We start from the raw sequence: 19,978 nt of genomic DNA, 5'->3' as shown, positions 1-19,978 counted from the left end.
CTACCGGACGCCGGGCGGCGGGGGAGACGGGGGGAGCACGGCGATCGCCTCCGGCGACCGGATGACGATCTGCGGCGCCCCCTGGGACAGCGACACCGTCCCCGTGACGCGGATCCGCTTCCCCCGGTAGAAGGTTTCAGGCGGCCGCGGGAACCGCGCCAGTTCCTCATCCGGAACCACGATGGAGAGGTACCGTTTCCAGTTCGGATGGAAGTTGAGGTAGAGGTTGCGCCGGCTCCGGTAGGTCCGGACGATTTCCCCCTCCACCGTGATCTCCCGCCCTTCGTGGCCTGACGCCGCTTCAAAGGGAACCGTTCCGGAAGGGGGCGTTTCGCCCGGTCCCCGCGTGCCCGGGGCGCGCCGTTCCGGGGACAGGGGGAGAAAGCCGGCTTTCCGGGCCTCCCGCGGGAGGTCGGCCCCGGCAAACTCGACGGCCAGGCGGGCGATCTTCCCGGCCTCGCGCCCCACCTCCTTCTCCCGGATCCCGGGCTTCCCCCACCCGTCGTGGACGACGGCGTATCGTCCTCCTCCCGCCGGATGGACCCGGACCGGGTCGGGATGGCGCTGCGCGAGCCAGCGGAGTTCCGCCATTCCGCCGTCGGCCCAGACGCCGGCTCCCTCCCGCCTCACCCGCTCCTCCTCCCGCAGATAGTCGGATTTCCGGGAGAAGGGGAATCGGGTCAGGACCCGGGCGTGCCCCTTCCGCACCATTTCCAGATTGACGAGCCGTCCGTCCGGAGGGGGAAGGACCAGGTACCGCAGGAGCCGCCCGTACTCGTCGGAATCCTCCCGGTCCGTTTCCAGGATCACCGGGTTTCCCGCGCAGAGGGAGGAGAGGGCCGCGGCCGCCTCGGCGGCGAGGAACTCCACGGGCCGGGAGGGGTGCCCCTTCTCCGGGGCGTCGATGCCGATCAGGCGGACCGTCCGCTCTTCCCCTCCCAGGAGGACCCGCACCGTGTCGCCGTCCACGATCTCCGTCACGGTGGCGCGCTCCCCGGCGGGGGATGGGACAGCCCCCGCCGCCAGGAAGAGCAGAAGGGCGGAAACGATCAGAGGCAGCGTCCGCCCCCCCCGGGAACCCTCCCGGGAGAGGGAGGGGGGGAAGGGATGGATCGCTGCCGGACCCGGCGGGCGGCTATTGCAGCGCCTGGGGATGGATCTCCACCTTGGCCGTTTTCTTCCGCTCCGCGAGGAAGGCCCCGATCAGACCGGTTTTTTTCCGCTCCACGAGCTCCGTGGTGAAGGCCTCCATGCCGGTTTCCCGTTCCTTCGCTGCGGGGGGCTGCTCCCCAAGGAATGCGACGGCCAGAAAGAACGGGCCCGACCGGAAGATCTTGGGGGACACCGGGTTCGCCGAAGAGAGACCGATCAGGTCCCTGCGGATCTCCCCCGCGCCCGCGAGGGCCCCCGGGAGATCCCCGGAGAGGGGAAGGAAATAGGAGGTGCTCCCGACGCGAAACCCTCCCTGCTTCGCGTTCCGCTCCAGCTCCGCCGCCGTCTTCGCCCCGGCCAGCGCCTTCTCGAGCCCGGATCTGGCCTCCGCTTCCCTCTTCGCGGCGAGGAGGGCCTGCCGCAACCGTTCCCGCACGGCGTCGAGCGGGGGGATCCGGGAGTCCTCCTTCGCGACGACCCGGAACAGGTAATGGATGTCGCCGACCGTCTTGACGGGGCCGATCTCCCCCGTGCGGAGCAGGAGCGCCTCCTGGACGACCTGCGGGGGGAGTTCCCCGGAAGGTTCGCCGGAGAGCCATCCCGTTTCGCCCGGGACGATCCCGTAGGGGGCGCAGGAGGCCGCGAGATCCTGCGACTCCGTCGCCTTTCCGTGCGCCTCGTAGGCCTTCACGACCGCAAGGTCCTTCCCCTTTTCCCGCTTGAGGAGGGAGACCACCCGTTCCCGAACCTGGGCCAGGGGGAGCGACTCGGGGAACCGGATCTGGTTGACCCGCACGAGGAGAAACCCCCGGCCCATGTCCAGCGGGCCCGCCACCGAATCCACTCCCGTCGCGAAGGCGGCCTCCGCCACCTCCGGACGCAGGTCGCGGCGGGTGAACCACTCCGCCTTCGCTTTCCCGAGGGGATACCGCTTCGCCAGGGCGTCGAACCGCTCCCGCCCCGTATTTGCCTCGGGGAGGAGCTCCTCGACCTTCTTCCGGACCGCGTCCCGGTTCTTCTCCGCATAGGGGAGGAGGAGGTGGGAAAGAAGCCGCGACTCCTCCGTGCGGAACCGGTCGGCGTTTCCCTCGTGGAAGGAGCGGATCTCCTCCTCGGACGGCTCCGCCTTCCGGGCGAAGAATTCCGGGGTGAACCGGGCCACCGAAAGCCTCACGCGGGCCGGGATCCGGTATTTCTCGTTCGTCTGCCCGTAGTTCGCGGCGATCTCCCCCTCCGTCGGCGCAAACGTGTTCCGGATCGCCGCAGGGTCCGCGGCGACGACGAGCAGGCGGATCTTCCGGTAGCTCAGGTCGAAGAATTCCCGCGCTTCCTCCGCGGAGACCCGGGAGGAGGCGGTGAGCAGCCCCTCCATTTTCCGGAGGGTGATCTCGTCCCGCTTGGCCGCCTCGTATTCCGCCGGGGAGACCCGGTTGTAGGAGAGAACGCCCAGGTACCGGTCCTCCCGGAACTGGCCGTCGACCTGGAACGCGGGGGTGGCGGCGATCTCCCGCTGCACCTCCGCCTTCCTGGCGACGATCCCCATTTTCTTCGCCTCGGCGAGGAACAGCGCCCGCTGGACGAGACCGTCGAGCGCCTGCCGCCTCAGGTCGAGCGCTTTCGCCATCTCCGGGGTGAAGGCGTTTCCGTACACGTCGCGGTACGATTTCTCGAGACCCGCCATCGCCTCGCCCAGTTCCGACATGGTGATCCGGGTCGACCCCACGGTCGCGGCCAGTTCCCGCTCCCGCTCGGAGTAGGTTCCCACCCCCCACCAGACGAAGGTGAGGGCGATGAAGGCCAGGATGAACTTGATGAACCACGAGCCTGCGTGCTTTCGGAGGATGCTGAGCATGAAGCCTGTCTCCCCTGTCGATGTCGTTGGATAGGGACCGGAACATCCTATGCTAATGCGCCTTGCAGGAGGAATTCAATGGGTTTCCCGGGATTCCCGTCAACATTTGCAATGCGGGGACCGGCTTGCTACTATACCTCGTTACGCAGGAACCCCCCGGAGCGGTCCGGGATTTCCGGAGGAACGGGATGATTTTCAACAGGCTGCTGGGGTTGTTTTCGAACGACCTCGCGATCGATCTCGGCACGGCCACCACCCTGGTCTACGTGAAGGGAGAGGGGATCGTCTGCTCCGAGCCGTCGGCCGTCGCGGTGCACCGGGACAGCCGGGGGGCGAAGAAGGTCCTCGCGGTGGGGCTGGAGGCGAAGCGGATGATCGGGCGGACCCCCGGCAACATCGTGGCCATCCGCCCCATCAAGGACGGGGTCATCGCCGATTTCGAGGTCACCGAGGCGATGCTGCGCTACTTCATCCGGAAGGCGCACAAGCACCGGACCCTCGTCCGGCCCCGGATCATCATCTGCGTTCCCTGGGGCTGCACCGAGGTGGAGCGGCGGGCCGTCCGGGAGTCGGCGCAGAGCGCGGGCGCCCGGGAGGTCTACCTGATCGAGGAGCCGCTTGCCGCCGCCATCGGGGCGGGGCTTCCGATCACCGAGCCGTCCGGGAACATGATCGTCGACATCGGGGGGGGGACCACGGAGGTCGCCGTGATCTCACTCGGGGGGATCGTGAAGAGCCACTCGGTCCGGGTGGCCGGCGACAAGATGGACGAGGCGATCCTCCAGTACGTCAAGCGGAAGTACAACCTCCTGATCGGGGACATGACCGCCGAGTACATCAAGGTGACGATCGGCAACGCCTTCCCCGGCTTCGAGGATTCGGTCGAGGTGAAGGGGCTCGACATGGTGTCCGGCGTCCCGAAAGCCCTCACCCTGCATGCCGACGAGGTCCGGGAGGCGCTCTCCGAGACGGTGCGCGTGATCGTGGACGCGGTGAAGGGGGTGTTCGAGGAGACCCCTCCGGAGCTTGCCGGGGACATCTACGATCGCGGGATCGTGCTGGCCGGCGGCGGGTCCCTGCTGCGGAGCCTGGACCTCCTGCTGCGGGAGGAGACGGGGCTGCCCGTGAGCGTCGCGGAGGACCCGCTCTCCTGCGTCGTGCTCGGCTCCGGAAAGGCCCTCGATGAACTCGATCTCCTCCGGCAGGTCGCCCTCCGCTAGGAGCCGCCTCCGGAACCGAGCCGCCCTGAAGTCCGCTGGATGAGACGGTATCTTCGCACCTGGTGGCGCCTGCTCACGGCGGTCGCGCTGCTCGCGGTCGCCATCCAGCTCTTTCTGCGCCCGCCGCAAGTGTCCTTCGCCCAGGAGGCGCGGGGACGCGGGGCGGAGGTCTTCCGGCCCGTCTACTCGGCCGTCGACTTCCTCCGCCAGCGGATCCACTCGGCCTGGTCACGGTATGTCGCGCTGGTGGGGGTTTCCCGCGAGAACGAGGAGCTCCGCCGGGAGGTCGAAACCCTCCGGGAGAAGGTCCGGGAGGGGAGAGACGTCGCGCTCGAAAACGAGCGGCTGAAACGTCTGCTCGACTTCTCGAAGACGGTGGAGAAGAAGACGGCCGGCGCCCGGGTGATCGGCCACGAGATCTCCCCATGGTTCCAGGGGATCTTCATCGACGCGGGGACGGAGCGCGGCGTCGTCCCCGGGATGGCCGTGGTCACCCCCGAGGGCGCCGTCGGCCGCGTGCACAAGAGCTACAGGGGATACTCCGAGGTCCTCCTGCTGTCGGACGGGCGGTTCGCGGCCGACGTGATCGTCGAGAGAACCCGCGTGAAGGCGATCGCGGAGGGGATGGGGGGAACCCTCTGCCGGCTGAAGTATGTCGCCCCCACCCAGGATGTCGCGCCGGGGGACCGGATCCTCTTCTCGGGATTCGACGGCATCATGCCCAAGGGAACGCCGCTGGGGACGGTGCTCAGCGTGGACCGCCCCCGGGAGGGCCTCTTCCTGAAGATCCAGGTCGTGAGCGTGGTCCGCTTCGATGCGGTCGAGGAGGTCCTGGTCATCCTCTCCCGTCCGACGGTCCCGTTCGGAGCCGCGAACCCGTGAAGCCCGTCCTTGCGCTGCTCGCGATCTCCTTCGCCGGGACCGCCGCAAATGTCTGGCTGCTGTCCGGCCTGCTTCCCTGGTACCTTCTCCCGGACTTCTCGTTCCTTGCGATCGTCTATGCGGGTCTGTTCCTCCAGGGGCCCCTCGGGTTCCTCGTCGCCCTGCCCCCCGCCCTGTTTCGGGAACTGACGGTCGGCGCCCCTCCCGGATCGTTCTTCTTCGCGTCGATGGCGCTCTATTTCCTCTCCCGGGAGATCGGCCTGCGCGTGTTTTTCCGGTCGGAGCTGCACGTTCTGGCGGTCGCCGCGGGGCTGCTCTCCGTCGAGTCCTTCTCGATCGTTCTGCTGATGCACCTTTCCGGCGCCCGGATCTTCTCTCTGCTCTGGGGGTGGAAGGAGACGGTCCGGATCGCCTGGACCTCCCTGGTCGCCGTCTTCCTGTTCCTGGACCTGTCGTCGCGCTGGCAGCGGGTCCGGGAATGAGGGAGAGGATCCGGCAGCGGGAGCAGGATCCCTGGGTCGGCGCCCGGATCGGGCTGCTGCAATGGATCGCCCTGGGGTTCTTCCTGCTGCTCCTCGGCCGGCTCTACTGGATGCAGGTGGTGCGCAGCGAGCATTTCCGCACCCTCTCCGAGAACAACCGGCTCCGGCTCCGGGCGATCCGGGCTCCCCGGGGGGTCATCCTCGACCGGAAGGGCCGCTCCATCGCCGAGACCGCCGCCTCCTTCGACCTGATCTGTTTCCCGGGCGACGTGCCGGATCTCGAGCGGGAGCTCCGCCTGCTCGCCGAGGTGGTGGACTTCGACCCCGCCGAGACCCGGGAGCGGATCCTCGCCGCGAAGAGGAAGAACCCCTTCAAGAGCATCACCGTGGCCCGGGACATCCGGTTCGAGCAGGTGTCGGTCATCGAGCTGAACCGGGAGGCGCTCCCCGGCTTCTCCATCCTCGTCGAGGCGAAACGGAGCTACCCGTTCGGGGCGCAGTTTGCGCACGTGCTGGGATACGTGGGGGAGGCGAGCGAGGAGGAACTGGATCCGGGGGATAACGGCGGGGTCTTCATGGGGGACCTCGTCGGGAAGAACGGGTTGGAGAAGACCTGGGGAAGCGCCCTTCGGGGGGAGAACGGGGGGCGGTACGTCGAGGTGGACGCCGCAGGAAGGGACCGGCGTCTCGTGAGGGAAGTCACCCCGAGGAGGGGGGATACCGTCCAGACCACGCTGGACGCGGAGATCCAGAAAGCGGCGTACGACGCGATGGGAACCCGGGCCGGCGCCGTCATCGCGATGGATCCGCGGAGCGGGGAGATCCTCGCGCTGGTCTCCACGCCGGCCTACGACCCGAACCTCTTTTCCCGGAAGCTGAAGGCGGAGGAATGGCAGGCGCTGGTCCGGAACCCCCGCAACCCGATGCAGAGCAAGGGGGTCCAGGGAACCTACGCGCCGGGATCGACGGTGAAGCCGCTGCTGGTCCTCGAGGCGCTGGAATCGGGGGCACAGGACCCGCGGGCCGCGGTTTCCTGCAACGGATCCTTCACGCTCGGGAACCGGAGCTTCCGTTGCTGGAAGGAGAAGGGGCACGGACGCGTCGACATGTACAAGGCGGTTGTCCAGTCCTGCGACGTCTACTTCTACACCCTCGGGCTGAAGCTGGACCCGGACCGGGTGGCGGAACTGGAACGTCGAATGGGTCTCGGCGTGCAGACGGGGATCGACCTGCCGGGGGAGCGGAAGGGGCTGGTGCCCGACGTCGCCTGGAAGCGGGAAGCGAGGAAGGAGCGGTGGCTCCCGTCCGACAGCGTCCTGCTGGGGATCGGCCAGGGGGCGATCCACGTGACGCCGCTGGGGATGCTCTCCGCCTACTCGGCGATCGCCGCGGAGGGTAAGGTGGTACGTCCCCGGCTGGTGCGCAGGATCCTCCGGTTCGACGGGACGGTGGAGGAGGTCCCGGAGGAGGTGAAAGCCAGCCTGCAGTTCCGCCCGGAAACGGCCGCCTTCCTGAAACGGTCGCTCTCGGGGGTCGTGAACGACCACGGCACCGGGGGGGCGGCGAAGCTTCCCGGGATCGAGGTGGGGGGAAAGAGCGGCACGGCCCAGGTGGCGGCGATGAAGGGGAAGAGAGTCAAATCGGAGCATCTCCCCTACGAGATCCGCGACCACGCCTGGTTCGTCGGCTTCGCCCCCGTGCAGGAGCCCGAGATCGCCGTCGTCGCGATGGTGGAGCACGGCGGCCACGGGGGATCCGCCGCCGCACCCATCGTGAAGGCGGTGATGCAGGAATACTTCCGGATCCGGCAGGCGGAAGGCTCGAAAGGGGGAACGTAGGAATGCGGGAGAAGCTCGCGCGGCTCGACGGGACACTCTGTCTCATCGCCCTCTCCCTGTGCGCGATCGGGCTGCTGAACGTGTACAGCGGAACCCGGGTCCTCGGAGGGCGCGGGATCCCGCTCTATTCCAAGCAAGCGATCTGGCTGCTCCTGGGGATCGGGGTGTTCTTTTCGGTGTATCTCGTGGGAGACGGGTTCCTCGAGGAGACCTCCTGGTTCCTCTACTTCCTGGTCCTCCTCCTCCTGGTGGTCGTCCTGATCGCCGGGAAGGTCCGGGGCGGCGCCCAGCGGTGGATCTCCTTCGGCGGGTTCAACCTCCAGCCCTCCGAGCTCGCCAAGATCGCGCTCATCCTGGCGCTCGCGACCTTCTTCTCGAGCCGGTACACCCACGCCGGCCTGGACCTGTTCGACACCCTTCCGTCGATCGGCATCGCGGCCCCGCCGTTCCTGCTGGTGGCACTGCAGCCGGACCTGGGGACAGCCGGGGTGCTCCTCCTCATCCTCGCCGGGATGATGGTGATCGCCTGCGTCCGGACCCGGGTCTTCGTCCTCCTCGGGGTGCTCGCCGCCGGCGGGATCCCGGTCCTCTGGTTCCTGATGAGGGAGTACCAGAAGCAGCGCGTGCTGACGCTGCTGGACCCGGAGCGGGACCCCCTCGGCGCGGGGTACCACGTCATCCAGTCCAAGATCGCCGTCGGATCGGGCGGCCTGTTCGGAAAGGGGTACCTCGAGGGGACGCAGGGCTCCCTCCGGTTCCTGCCGGAGCAGCACACCGATTTCGCCTTCGGAGTCTTTGCCGAGGAGTGGGGATTCCTCGGGTCCCTGGTCCTGATCGCGCTCTTCCTGGGACTCTGCTACCGGGGGTTTTTCCTGGCCTCCCGGTGCCAGGACCGGTTCGCGGCGTTTGCCTGCGGGGGGATTACCGCCTTTTTCCTCGTCCATGTCGTGGTCAACACGATGATGGTGTGCGGGCTCTTCCCCGTGGTGGGGATTCCGCTGCCGTTCGTCAGCTACGGGGGGTCCTCGATGGTCACGAACATGCTGGCTCTCGGGGTTCTCTCGAATCTCGCCCGCAGCCGGTTCACCTTCCAGAGGAGGGGGGAGCGGCTGATCGCTCCCTGATTTCGTCCGTCAGGGAGGCAGCCAGGGAGGGAGAAACCCCCACCCACCGGGCGGCCACGACCCCTTCCCGGTCGAGCAGAAGCAGGATCGGGACCTGTCCGACCTGGAACCGGTCCCGGAACCGGACCGGAATCGCCGTCCAGGTCGTCACCGGCACGGCGTTTCCCGCGGAGTCGACGAGGACCGGATTTCGGGGGGAGGTCGGCAGGAGCGGAGGCACGTCGGCCGGTTCCCCCCGGGTGAACAGCCGCTCCCGGTCGAACAGGATCCGGTACACCCGGAGAGTCCCCGGAGGGAATGCCTGCGCCGCGGCGTTCATCCCCTGCCACATGTCGTCGCATTGGGGACACCAGGGGAAATCGAGGAAGAGGAGCCGGGCCGGTTCGGGGGTTTCGGGTAGGGCGGACCGCTCCAGTCCGCGCTCGTCCAGAAACACCGGCTTTTCCGCGGGAAAGGGGGAACTGCCCACGGCAAGCCGCTTCGCGCCGCAGCCGGCGGATACGAGGGCCGCGATCAGAAGCGCGATAAGCCCTGCGGGAGAGCGGCCCGCCGCGGCGGCACCCCGTCCTCCGCTCAAAGGTTTTTCTGGATCAGCGAGACGATGTTGTTCTTGGGGTTGACGCCCACCATCTGCCCCTTGATCTGCCCGTCCTTGAACAGGATCAGGGTGGGGATCCCGCGGACGCCGAACCGGGAGGCGATGTCGGGGCTGTCGTCGACGTTCACCTTCGCCACGCGGACCTTCCCCTCGAATTCCTTCGCCACCTCTTCCAGGATGGGGGCGATGACCCGGCACGGCCCGCACCAGGGGGCCCAGAAATCGACGAGAACGGGGGTCGCCCCCGTATCGACCGTGGTCTGGAAGTTCCCGCTGTTCAGATCCAGGATGTTTCCGCTCATACCGTTCCTCCCTGCCCGCCCCGCTCCCCCGGAGTCCGTTCCCCGGCGGAAAAAGGCGAAGGATGCTTCATCTGCCCCGCTTCGCGAGCTCCTGTTTCACGCACCGGTCTGCGACCACGGGAATCCCGGCGCCCGCCAGCATCTCCTCCGCTTCGCGGTTCGTGACGCCTTCCTGCATCCAGAAGAACCTCGCCCCGATCCGGATCGCCTCCTCGGCGACCGGAACCACCTCCTCCGGCCTCCGGAACACGTCGACGAGGTCGACCGTTCCGGGGATCTCCCGGAGCGAGGGGTAGGCCTTCTCCCCCAGGACCTCCCGGACCTTGGGGTTCACCGGGATGATCCGGAATCCCCGTTCCTGGAGATAGCGGGCCACACCGTGGCTCGGACGCTCCGGTTTCTCCGAGAGTCCCACCACGGCGATCGTCCGGCTGTCGGAAAGAATCCTGTCGATCAGGGCATCCAAACCTTGCTCCTCTTTGCATTCGGTCGGAGAATAAGATGCCCTAAATGCTACATCGGTTTTTTCCGAAAGGAAAGCCGGGGCGGCGCCGCTCCCGCGGGGCGCCGTTTCTTGACAGCCCCGCGGGAAACGGATTATCGTACCCTACCCGTCTCGGAGGAACCCGGTGAAGGAAACGATCGCGAAGGCGTTTCGGGAAGGCGCGGAGCTCCGGCTCCGGATGATCGAGACGATGACGGAGGAGATCCTGGAGGCCGCGAAGGCGATCGCGGATTCGTTCAAGGCGGGGGGAAAGATCCTGCTGTTCGGCAACGGCGGGAGCGCCGCGGACGCCCAGCACATCGCCGCCGAGTTCATGAACCGGTTCCTGATCGAGCGTCCCCCACTCCCGGCGATCGCCCTCACCACGGACACCTCCATCCTCACCAGCGTCGCGAACGACTACGCTTTCGACGAGGTGTTCAGCAAGCAGGTCAAGGCGCTGGGGAAAAAGGGGGACGTCGTGCTGGGGATCACCACGAGCGGCTCCTCGGCGAACGTCCTCAAGGCGCTCCGCGTGGCGAAGAAGGCGGGGATCCTCACGATCGCCTTGACCGGAGAGGGGGGGAAGGCCGCCTCCCTCGCCGACATCTCCCTGTGCGTTCCCTCCAGGAGCACGCCGAGGATCCAGGAGGCCCACATCGTGGTCGGGCACATCCTCTGCGACCTGACCGACACCCTCCTCTTCCGGGAGGTCGGGAAGCGATGAAGGAGGTCGATCTCTCCCGGCTGCGCCGGGAGTCGCTCCGTTCCCGGAAAAGCAAGGTCTCCCTGCGGGGGTTCGCCGCTCCCGTGCGAAAGGGAATGACGTTCGGGGAGTTCCTGGACGGACTTCCCGGCTACCTCGCCGCGGGGGACTTCCGCGCGGTAGCGGTCGCGATCGCGCGCGCGAGGAGGCAAAACGCCCCCGTCCTTCTCGGGATCGGCGCCCACTTCATCAAGGTGGGGCTCTCCCCCCTCCTGCTCCAGGGGCTTTCGGAGGGGCTTTTCACCGGAGTGGCGATGAACGGGGCCGGAGTGATCCACGACACGGAGCTTGCCCTGGCGGGGAAGACCTCCGAAGACGTGGCCGAGCGGCTCCGGGACGGGTCGTTCGGGATGGCGAAGGAGACGGCGCGGTTCATCCACGCCGCCGTGGCGGACGGGGTTCGCGACGGGCTGGGGTACGGCGCCGCCGTCGGGAGGGCGATCGCGGGCTCCCGGGCGCCGCACCGGGACCGCTCCCTGCTTGCGCAGGCCTGGAAGCTCCGCGTTCCGGTGACCGTCCATGTCTGCCTGGGGGCCGACATCGTCCACATGCACCCCGAGGCGGACGGCGCGGCGTCGGGGGAGGCCTCGCTCCGGGACTTCCGGATCTTCTGCGGAATGGTCTGCCGGCTGCAGGGAGGGGTCTACCTGAACGTCGGCTCCGCGGTGATCCTGCCGGAGGTCTTCCTCAAGGCCGTCTCGGTCGCCCGGAATCTCGGCAAACCGCTGTCCCGGATCACCACGGTGAACATGGACTTCATCCGGCACTACCGCCCGGACGTGAACGTCGTGTCGCGGCCGACCCGGGCCGGCGGGAAGGGATACCACCTGATCGGACCGCACGAGATCCTCTTCCCGCTGCTGATGGCCGCGGTCGCCGAACGCCTGGGCTGAACCCCCCGCCCTTCCCGGAAGAGGCCCCTGGCTCGCGGGGGACCACGGTGACGGCTCCGCATCCTCGGAGGGGGGCTGCGTTCGTGGCTCGCCTTGGAGGACGCACGCTTTGGCTGCGCTTTACCTCACTCCGCCCACCCTCCTGCGGCTGCTTTGCCGGCAACCGGGGACCCGCAGCGCTGTGGGGGGAGTCGACGAGGCGGCGGGGACATTCCTGGTGTATTCCGCGAAGAACACAGGAGTGTCCCCACAACAGGGTGCAGCTTGCGGCGAGCGGAACGGCAGCGAGCGGGCGCAGATCGCGAGCGTAGCCGAGGGGATTCCCCCCGCGAGCCAGGGTCCCTTTATCGCGGAGAGTTTCTCCGAGGCGACGAAGCCGATCCGAGCGCAATCGGGACGGGCCTGGATACGGGCGGCCCGGGTCAGACCGAGGCTTCCTCCCCGGGGGAGAGGACGATCACCCGCGTTCCCGGGGCCGTCCTCTTCATCTCCGCGACGAACCGGTCCGCGTTCGGCTCCAGGATCGGGAAGGTCCCGTAGTGCATCGGGACCACCGTCTTCGCCTTCAGGAGGGACGCCGCCCGGGCAGCCTGCCGGTAGTCCATCGTGAAGACCGATCCGATCGGCAGGATCGCGACGTCGATCGAGAAGAGCTCCCCGGTCAGCGCCATGCCGGGGAGGATCCCGGTGTCCCCGGAGTGGTAGAGGGTGACGCCCGAGGGGGTCTGGATCACGTAGCCGGCGGGTGAGCCCAGCGTGCAGGAGTGGCGGGCCTCCGTCATCGTGAAGGAGAATCCGTCGAGCACGACGGTTCCCCCGATGTTCATTCCGATCCCGCCATGGAGCAGCTGGGACTCGGGAACTCCCCGGGCTTTGAGATCCCCGGCCACCTCGAAGATTGCTACGACGAGCGCGCCGGTCTGCCGTGCGAGCGCAGGCACGTCCGACGCATGGTCGAAGTGGTCGTGGGTGATCAGGATGAACTCCGCCCTGGTCACCTCTTTCATGTCGCCCGGGGCGGTGGGGTTTCCCTGGAACCACGGGTCCACCAGCACCGTCTTCCCCGAGGGGTCCTGGATGGAGAAGCCGGAATGACCGAACCAGCGGATCTTGACAGGCGGCATGGGTTTCCTCCTGCGCGGGGTTTCGGATCCGTTCCTGCCTACAGGTTATACAGGGCAAAACGTCCGCGCGTAAAGGGGGAATTGCGTTCTTCCGCTACCCGGGGGGGCGTGGTACAAGTACGGAGAGAGCCCATTGCGCAGGGAGTGGCCGATGCGTGCAGGACGGCGCTTCCCGGCGGTCCCGGTCCGGGCGGTCGTTCCGAACCGCGTCGACCTCGCCGGGGGGACGCTCGACATCTTTCCCCTCTACCTTCTTGTCCCGGGTTCCCTGACGGTGAACGCGGCGGTAGGCCTGACCAGCCGCGTGGAGATCCTCCCGGTCCCGGGGGGCGCGCGGCTCGTGGCGGAGGGATTCGCCCGCCGGCAGGAAGCGGCCGACACCCACCGGTTTCCGGGGAGGGGACGGTTCGGGCTTGTCGCCGCGGCGCTGCGCACCGTTCCGCCCCTGTCCGGCGTCGAGATCCGGTTTCGCAACGAGGCCCCGATCGGCACGGGGATGGGAGCCTCGTCGGCCCTGCTGGTCGCCGTCCTGCTCGCGACGGACGCGCTGCTCGGGAGGCGGGGCCGGTGGAGGGACACGGCACGGAAGGCGATGGAGATCGAGGCGCTGCACCTGCGGAACCTGACGGGGCGCCAGGACCATATCGCGGCGCTGCGGGGAGGGATCCAGGGAATCCGGTTTCTCCCGGGGACGGCGGAGGCGGACCGGATCCCCCCGGGCAGCCTCCCGGGGCGCAGGATCTCCGGGCATGGAGTCCTCGCCTACACCGGGAAGAGCCACTTCTCCGCGGGAGTGAACTGGAGGATGATCCGGGGTGCGATCGAGGGGAATCCCGCGATCCTGAAGAAGTTCGCGGGGATCGCCGGCGCCGCCCGGGATGCCTGGGAAGCGGCTTCCTCCGGAGAGGTGGAGCGGCTGGGCCGCGCCGTGTCGCGGGAGTGGGCGATCCGGAAGACGATCGCCCCCGGGATTTCCACGCGCCAGGTGGAGGAGGCTCTGGCGAGCCGGGTCTTCCGTCGGAACGTCGCGGGCGCCAAGCTCTGCGGGGCGGGAGGGGGCGGGATGCTCTTCGCCCTGCTCCGCCAACCGGAGGGGCGCGAAGAGGTCGAGTCCTTCCTGCGCGGGCGCGGGTTCACGGTCTATCCCTTCCGGCTCTCCGCGGGGCCGCGCGTGGAGGGGGGACGGCATGCCCGCTGATCCCGTGCGCTGGGACGTCGCGATCATCGGCGCCGGGCCGGCCGGGCTCTTCGCGGCGCGGGAGCTCTCTCGGAAGGTTACGGTCATCGTCCTCGAGGAGAAGCCCCGGACCGGGGGTGCGGGGGCGATGACCGACGGGAAGCTGAACCTCTCTCCGCACATCGGGCTCGACCTGGACGAGCTGGGAATCTCCGAGGAGGAGGCCTCCGCGCGGATCGCCGGGATCGACGAGGTGTTCCTCGCGCACGGGGCCGACCCGGTCCTGTACGGGGAGGACGCGGAGCGGATCGGAACCTGGATGGACCGGGTCTCCTGGGTGCGGCGAAAAACCTCCAAGGACCTCTGGGACATCACCCTGCTTCCCGCACGCCAGCGGCACATGGGGACCGACCTCGCGCACCGGGTCGTGGCGCGGCTCACGGAGTCGATCACCGCTTCCGGCGCGCGCTTTTCCCTGGGAACGCGGGTGGAGGACATCTCCCGGGAAGACAACGGGCTCTTCCTCCTCCGGACGACGAACGGGAAGATCCTCTCCCGCTACCTGCTGGCGGCGCCGGGTCGGGAAGGGGCCTACTGGTTCCGCGAGGTGGCCCGGCGCAACGGCGTCCGGACCCGGTACGGGCCCATCGACATCGGGTGCCGGGTCGAAGTCGCCCACCCCGTCCTCGACGAGATCACGCAGGTGCTCTACGACCCGAAATTCCTCTTTGTCACCCCCACATACGGGGACCGGACCCGGACCTTCTGCACGAACCCCGGGGGGAGAGTCCGCGTGGAGATCCGGAACGGGTTCCGGCTGGTGAACGGGGACGCGCTGAAAAAACGGAAGACCCGGAACAGCAACTTCGCGATCCTGAATACCGTCTCCATGACCGAGCCGATCCAGGACACCACGGAGATGGGGCGCAAGGTGATGGAGTTCGCGAACTTCTGGGGAGGCGGCGAGAGCCTCGTCGTGCAGCGGTGGGGAGACCTCACCGAGGGGAGGCGCTCGAAGGCGGAGACCTTCCATTCGGCGGACCTGGGCTACGACAAGATGACCCCGACCCTCCCCCTCGGCCCCCGGGTGACCCCGGGGGACATCTCCTTCGCCTACCCGGGGAGGATTGTCGACAACCTCCGGGAGAGCCTGCTCCTGCTGGCCCGGGTGATTCCCGGGGTGGCCCACCCCTCGACGACGGTCTATGTGCCCGAAATCAAGTTCTACGACACCAAGTACGACACCGACCGGTATCTCGAGACGAACGTCCCGAACCTGTTCGTGTCGGGGGACGGGGTGGGGAAGTCCCGGGGGATCGTCGGGGCGGCGCTGAACGGCATCCTGGCGGCGGAGGGGATCCTGCGCAGGGAAGGGAGCGGGTAGGGGGTTCCCTCAATCGGCGGTCAGGACCCCCGTCGCCCGGAGCACCATCGTCCTCACGGCATGAAGGAGCCCGGGTCGAGAACCCGGAACCCCGCCTCCTCGATCGCCTTCCGGATCGGCGCCACGTTCAGCGTGCTCAACCGGAAGTAGATCGTCCGCATCCCCGCCCCCGCGGGGCCTGCGGTCAGGACCGTAATGATGTTCACGTGGAAGGTCTTGATGATCGCCACGACATCCGCGAGCGCCCCGGGCCTGTCCGGAACCAGGACCTCGAGGCGGGAGCTGATCTCCCCGACCCCCATCGCCTGGATGCAGGCCCGAAGAACGTCCCCGCGGGTGAGGATTCCGGCCAGCCTTCCCGTTCCGTCCACGACCGGCAGGGAGTTCACCCGGAAGTCGGCGAGCAGGACAATGGCGTCCTCCAGGGCGTCGTGCAGCGTCGCGGTGACCACCTTCCGCGTCATCACCCTCTCGACGGGGGTCTCCGAGAGCATCCGTTCCAGATCCTCCTCCGTCGTTCCCGGCAGGAAACGGACCGGGAGGATTGCCTCCCGGATGTCGCGGTCGGAGAGGATCCCCACAAGCGTCCCGTCGGCGGAGACGACCGGCAGCTGGCGGACATTCCTCCTCTGCATCCTCTCGCGGGCCTCCCGGAGGGAGTCTCCGGGGGATGCCGTGACGACGTTTCGGTGCATCCTTCTGGCGACGTACATAGAGGGCTCCTTTTTGCGGTCGTGTCAGTCCGCCAGCAGTTCCCGAAGGTGGATCTCGGTGCAAAGGGTGAGCGATCGCGGCTCGTATCCCCCCTCGAGTATGGAGACGATCCTTCCCCCGCAATAGGCTTCGGCCAGCCTCACCACGAAGCGGGTCATGAACCGGAACCCTTCCCCGGTCAGCTGGAGGTGCGAGAGGGGGTCGTCCCGGTGGGCGTCGAACCCGGCGGAGAGGAGGAGGATCTCGGGGCGGAACCGCTCCACGGCCGGCGCGAGCAGCTGCTCGAAGGCCAGCCGGTACTCGTCGTCCCCCGCACCGGGGGGCATCGGAGCGTTCAGGATCGTTCCCTCTCCCGCCCCCTTCCCGGTCTCCCAGCGGCGTCCCGTGCCCGGGTAGAGGAAGGAGGGGTTCTCGTGGATGCTGAAGAGGAAGACGGAAGGGTCCTCGAGGAAGATGTCCTGCGTCCCGTTGCCGTGGTGAACGTCCCAGTCCACGATCATCACCCGGGCGAATCCGTGCCTCGCCTGGAGGTGCCGGGCGGCAATGGCGATGTTGTTCAGGAGGCAGAATCCCATCCCCTCGGTCCGCGTCGCGTGATGGCCCGGCGGCCGGACTGCGCAGAAGGCCCGGTCCGCCCTTCCGGAAGCCACCGCGTCTGCGCCGGCGATCGAGCCGCCCGCCGAGAGGAGGGCGATCGCATAGGAGTTCTTGTCGATGTAGGTGTCCTCGGCGTCGAGCGTCAGATCGCCCCGGCGGCAGGCCATCTCCAGCCTCCGGAGGTATGCCGGGTCGTGGACCCGGAGGATTTCCCCGTCCTCCGAATAGTCCGGGGTCGTCGGGAGCAGCAGGGATGTCAGACCGACCGTTTCGAGGTGCCCGTGGATGGCGGCGAGCCGCTCGGGGGATTCCGGATGCTCGAAGGGGGGAACGTGCAGGAGATAGTCGGGGTGATAGACGTAGGCGACGCGTTTCATCATCTCCCTCAGGATTCCTCTCACTATATCAGATATAGTGAAGACATGTGGAATCCCTGGGCCTGGACGGCCGCGGCGGTCCTGTTCGCCGCGGCGGGCGGTGCGGCGACCCTGTTCCGCTCCTCCCTCCTCATCCTGGGGGAGGAGGGGCTGGAGGAGGAGGCGGAGGGGGGGCATCCTTCCGCGGAGATCCTGCTGGTTCTGGTGCGCGATCCGGGGATCCGCCACCCGTTCTCCCTCTGGGTCTCGTCGTCGGTCCTCAAGATCCTCTCCGCGCTCTGCGCGGGAGCGGCCGCGGTGTCCCTCGCCGCCCGGATTCCGGGGTGGCTGGGGTTGGCCCTCTGCGCGGCGTGGGTTCCCGTCTATCTGCTGCTCCTCTTCTTCCTGGAGAATCTGGCGAACCGCAGGGCGCTGGCCGACTCCCGCCGGGTGCTGCGCCGGTGGAGCCGGTCCTGCAGGTTCGCCCTCCGCGCGGGGGCGCTCCCCTCCCGCCTCCTCGACGGCCTGGGGAGGCTACTGTTCGGCAGCCGGTATTCCCCGGAGGCTCTCATGGATATCCGGTTCGGCTCGGAGGAAGGGATCCTCGGCATGATCGAGGAGGGGGCGGAGCACGGGACGATCGATTCCACGGAGGAGAAGATGATCGAGCGGGTCCTCCGGTTCGGCGAGGCGGTCGTGGACGAGGTGATGACGCCGTGGTCCGAGGTCGTGACGCTGCGGCAGGGGATGACGCCGGAGGAGGTGTCCGCGATCGCCGCCCGCGCGGGATTCTCCCGTTTCCCAATCGTTTCCCGGAGCGGGGAGGAGGTCGTGGGGGTCCTTTCGACGCGCCAGCTGCTTCGCCCCGGGGGAGCGGAGGCATGGGAGCGGCAGGAGGAAAAGCCGGTCTACGTGCCCGCCTCGATGAAGGTGTCCGATCTGCTCCGGCGGTTCCAGCGGACGCGGGTGCACATGGCGGTCGTGATCGACGAGCACGGGAAGCTCTGCGGGGTGACCACGGTCCACGACCTGCTCGAGGAGATCGTGGGGAGGCTGGCCGGGGGGACGGAGCCGGTCGAGGTTCCCGAGTGGGAGAAGGACGGCGCGCTGTCGGTTCCGGCCTCCACCCCTGTGCGGGTCCTCCGGGACGAATACGGCATCCAGATCCCGCTGGGGGAGACCTACGAGACGGCGGCGGGGTTCGTGCTGGACTGCCTCCAGGGGTGGCCGGAGGGGGTGGTCACCTTTCTGGCGCACGGATACCGCGTCACGATCGTGGAGACCGAGCGCTTCCGGATCCGTCGTCTCCGCTTCGAGAAGGCGGTCGCTACCGGAACTCCGTGATCTCCTCGGGGGGCTCTCTCGGCGGCTTCGGGGTGACCGTGTCCGGCTTTCCCAGCGCGATGATCGCGAGCAATTCCTCGGGGGGGCGCACGGACAGGACCGATTCCAGTTCCGGCTTGGCCAACAGGGGTCCGGTCATCCAGCAGGCGCCGTACCCGAGCCCGTGGGCGGCGAGGAGGAACTGGGTGATGGCCGCCGCGACGCTCTGGACTCCGGGGTTCACCTGGAATCGCCGCGCCCGGTGCCGTTCGGGATCCTTCGCCCTCAGGTGACGGTCGGTCGAGGATTCGTAGGGGGACCCCACGACGCAGACCGCCGCCGGCGCCGCGGCGAACAGGTTGTGGTAGTTGATCTTCCCCGGCGGGACCGCTTTCCCGGTGACCCGGGAAAGGATTTCATCCACGATCCTGCGCATCTGGGAGAGAAGGCCCGGATCCTGGACCACGAGGAAGCGGACGTTCCGCGCGTTTCCCGCGGAGGGCGCTTCCGCCGCGGCCGCCACCATCCGGAGGATCGCATCCTTCGGGACCGCTTCCTTGAGGAACCGCCGGACGCTCCGCCGCCCCTTCATCGCCTCGAAAAGATCCATCCCCGGGATTTTTTCCGGCTCTTTTTCCCGTTTCTTGGGCATATCGACCGGGGGTCGTCCGGTCCGGCGCGCCGTCACGGCGCGACAAGGAGCAGCTCCGTCGCCCCCTTCTCCCTTCCTCCCGGGTCCACGAGAATCCGCCCCCCGGGAATATTTCCCTCGCGGGCCAGCAGCGCCAGGATCTCGTCCGCCGCCGGTCTTCCGTCCGTTGCCACGATGACCGACGCTCCCGGAAACTCGGAGGCCGCCTTTCCGATCCTCCCGATCAACTCCTTGCCGACGTCCGATAGCGCGGTTTTTCCCTTCCCCAGAAGCACCTTCCCGGGAACCAGGAGGCGCAGGGCCGGGCCCGCAGAGGACGCCGTTACCTCCGGGGAGATCGCGGCGATCTCCCGGACGAGGGCCTCGAGCCGTTCCGTCCGCCGTTTTTCCGACAGCCGCTTCTCCTCCGACAGGCGCTCCACGCGGCCGAGGAGGATGTCCCTTTCCAGCCGGAGGGCGATCAGGGCCGGCGTCTCCGCCGCCTTGTTCGCGAGCTCCTCGATCTTCTGCTTCATGGATGCGGATTCCCGGAGAACCGTTTCCCGCTCCGATTCGCAGGCGAGCGCCCTGGCGCTCAGCTCCTGGATCCGCTTCCCGCTTCCCTTCTCCTTTTCCAGCAGCTCCGTGATGAACGTCTCCCGCGTGATCCGGGTTCCCTCGATGTTCCTGCTGGTCTCCGTGAACTCCGCCCGGAGTTTCCGGAGCTCCTCCTCCTGTGCCGCCGTGCGGGCGGCGCACCGCTCCGAGGCGTCCTTTTCCCCGGCGACCTGCCTGGCCAGCGCCTCGTTCCGCGCCTCCTGGGCGCCTTTCTCCCGGTTCACGGAGGCCAGCGCGTCCCGAAGGGCGTCCGACTCCCGGACCTTCGCGTCGAACCGGGAGGTGGCGACGACACAGCCTTCCGTGGCGAGGGTTAGCGCCAACAGGCACAACAGCAACACCCGACCCTTACGGTGCAATCCCTTCTCCAGATCCGCGCGTTTTCGTCAGTCAGGAAACATTTTACTTTCCCACGTCTTTTTAATAAAGTTGAAAAAAACAGGCGGCCTGTTCCTGGAGGC

Annotated in this window: 20 protein-coding genes; 10 read left to right on the top strand and 10 right to left on the bottom strand. The window is 68.1% G+C overall.

Features of this window, described 5'->3' with window-relative positions:
• Positions 1–981 carry a hypothetical protein gene (locus A2X88_04435; GenBank protein OGP35139.1) on the bottom strand — a complete coding sequence of 327 codons (981 nt, stop codon included), beginning with the start codon at positions 979–981 and terminating at the stop codon, positions 1–3.
• A 154-nt stretch (positions 982–1,135) separates the two neighbouring features.
• Positions 1,136–3,004 carry a hypothetical protein gene (locus tag A2X88_04430; protein ID OGP35138.1) on the bottom strand — a complete coding sequence of 623 codons (1,869 nt, stop codon included), beginning with the start codon at positions 3,002–3,004 and terminating at the stop codon, positions 1,136–1,138.
• A 188-nt stretch (positions 3,005–3,192) separates the two neighbouring features.
• Here A2X88_04430 and A2X88_04425 point away from each other — a divergent pair, with 188 nt between their 5' ends.
• From A2X88_04425 to A2X88_04405, 5 genes are read left to right on the top strand one after another with little or no spacing between them, the layout of a single operon-like run.
• Positions 3,193–4,224: a rod shape-determining protein gene (locus tag A2X88_04425; protein OGP35168.1), complete on the top strand. Its 1,032-nt coding sequence runs from the start codon at positions 3,193–3,195 to the stop codon at positions 4,222–4,224.
• A gap of 39 nt (positions 4,225–4,263) precedes the next feature.
• On the top strand, positions 4,264–5,106 hold the full coding sequence (locus A2X88_04420; GenBank protein OGP35137.1) for a rod shape-determining protein MreC: 843 nt from the start codon (positions 4,264–4,266) through the stop codon (positions 5,104–5,106).
• Entirely contained in the window at positions 5,103–5,588 is a 486-nt protein-coding gene (locus A2X88_04415; GenBank protein ID OGP35136.1) for a hypothetical protein, read from the top strand. The genes A2X88_04420 and A2X88_04415 overlap by 4 nt, the downstream gene beginning before the upstream one ends.
• Positions 5,585–7,426 (top strand): penicillin-binding protein 2, encoded by a 1,842-nt coding sequence (locus tag A2X88_04410; GenBank protein OGP35135.1) that lies wholly within the window; start codon positions 5,585–5,587, stop codon positions 7,424–7,426. The genes A2X88_04415 and A2X88_04410 overlap by 4 nt, the downstream gene beginning before the upstream one ends.
• Before the next feature lie 2 nt (positions 7,427–7,428).
• Entirely contained in the window at positions 7,429–8,550 is a 1,122-nt protein-coding gene (locus A2X88_04405; GenBank protein OGP35134.1) for a rod shape-determining protein RodA, read from the top strand.
• Here A2X88_04405 and A2X88_04400 read toward each other — a convergent pair.
• From A2X88_04400 to A2X88_04390, 3 genes are all read right to left on the bottom strand, one after another.
• Entirely contained in the window at positions 8,510–9,127 is a 618-nt protein-coding gene (locus A2X88_04400) for a hypothetical protein (protein OGP35133.1), read from the bottom strand. The genes A2X88_04405 and A2X88_04400 overlap by 41 nt on opposite strands.
• A complete protein-coding gene (locus A2X88_04395; GenBank protein ID OGP35132.1) occupies positions 9,124–9,450 on the bottom strand; it encodes a thioredoxin in 327 nt (108 codons plus the stop codon). The genes A2X88_04400 and A2X88_04395 overlap by 4 nt, the downstream gene beginning before the upstream one ends.
• 67 nt (positions 9,451–9,517) lie before the next feature.
• Positions 9,518–9,916, bottom strand: a complete 399-nt coding sequence (locus tag A2X88_04390) for a CoA-binding protein (protein OGP35131.1) — start codon at positions 9,914–9,916, stop codon at positions 9,518–9,520.
• A gap of 163 nt (positions 9,917–10,079) precedes the next feature.
• On the opposite strand from A2X88_04390, the gene A2X88_04385 reads away from it, so the two are divergent.
• Together A2X88_04385 and A2X88_04380 are read left to right on the top strand one after the other, a co-directional pair.
• A complete protein-coding gene (locus A2X88_04385; GenBank protein ID OGP35130.1) occupies positions 10,080–10,661 on the top strand; it encodes a phosphoheptose isomerase in 582 nt (193 codons plus the stop codon).
• Positions 10,658–11,593 (top strand): hypothetical protein, encoded by a 936-nt coding sequence (locus tag A2X88_04380; protein ID OGP35129.1) that lies wholly within the window; start codon positions 10,658–10,660, stop codon positions 11,591–11,593. Before A2X88_04385 ends, A2X88_04380 begins: the two co-directional genes overlap by 4 nt.
• Before the next feature lie 422 nt (positions 11,594–12,015).
• Here the strand turns inward: A2X88_04380 and A2X88_04375 are convergent, their stop codons facing one another.
• Positions 12,016–12,717 (bottom strand): hypothetical protein, encoded by a 702-nt coding sequence (locus A2X88_04375; GenBank protein OGP35128.1) that lies wholly within the window; start codon positions 12,715–12,717, stop codon positions 12,016–12,018.
• Positions 12,718–12,868: 151 nt separating this feature from the next.
• Between A2X88_04375 and A2X88_04370 the strand changes: the two genes are divergently transcribed.
• Entirely contained in the window at positions 12,869–13,915 is a 1,047-nt protein-coding gene (locus tag A2X88_04370; protein OGP35127.1) for a hypothetical protein, read from the top strand.
• Positions 13,905–15,278, top strand: coding sequence for a hypothetical protein (locus A2X88_04365; protein ID OGP35126.1), 1,374 nt, complete (start codon positions 13,905–13,907; stop codon positions 15,276–15,278). The genes A2X88_04370 and A2X88_04365 overlap by 11 nt, the downstream gene beginning before the upstream one ends.
• A gap of 53 nt (positions 15,279–15,331) precedes the next feature.
• On the opposite strand, the gene A2X88_04360 is transcribed toward A2X88_04365, so the two are convergent.
• Together A2X88_04360 and A2X88_04355 are read right to left on the bottom strand one after the other, a co-directional pair.
• Entirely contained in the window at positions 15,332–15,991 is a 660-nt protein-coding gene (locus A2X88_04360; protein ID OGP35125.1) for a hypothetical protein, read from the bottom strand.
• A 24-nt stretch (positions 15,992–16,015) separates the two neighbouring features.
• On the bottom strand, positions 16,016–16,966 hold the full coding sequence (locus A2X88_04355) for a hypothetical protein (GenBank protein ID OGP35167.1): 951 nt from the start codon (positions 16,964–16,966) through the stop codon (positions 16,016–16,018).
• A gap of 45 nt (positions 16,967–17,011) precedes the next feature.
• Between A2X88_04355 and A2X88_04350 the strand changes: the two genes are divergently transcribed.
• Positions 17,012–18,289, top strand: a complete 1,278-nt coding sequence (locus A2X88_04350; GenBank protein OGP35124.1) for a hypothetical protein — start codon at positions 17,012–17,014, stop codon at positions 18,287–18,289.
• On the opposite strand, the gene A2X88_04345 is transcribed toward A2X88_04350, so the two are convergent.
• Complete coding sequence (locus tag A2X88_04345; GenBank protein ID OGP35123.1) at positions 18,273–18,956, bottom strand: hypothetical protein; 684 nt, start codon at positions 18,954–18,956, stop codon at positions 18,273–18,275. The genes A2X88_04350 and A2X88_04345 overlap by 17 nt on opposite strands.
• Positions 18,953–19,849, bottom strand: coding sequence for a hypothetical protein (locus tag A2X88_04340; protein ID OGP35122.1), 897 nt, complete (start codon positions 19,847–19,849; stop codon positions 18,953–18,955). The genes A2X88_04345 and A2X88_04340 overlap by 4 nt, the downstream gene beginning before the upstream one ends.
• Positions 19,850–19,978: the final 129 nt, after the last annotated feature.

This window comes from Deltaproteobacteria bacterium GWC2_65_14 (genome assembly GCA_001797615.1).
Taxonomy (GTDB): domain Bacteria; phylum Desulfobacterota; class Deferrimicrobia; order Deferrimicrobiales; family Deferrimicrobiaceae; genus GWC2-65-14.
Note: the sequence above shows the minus strand (reverse complement) of the source record. Positions and strands in the feature narration are given on the sequence as shown.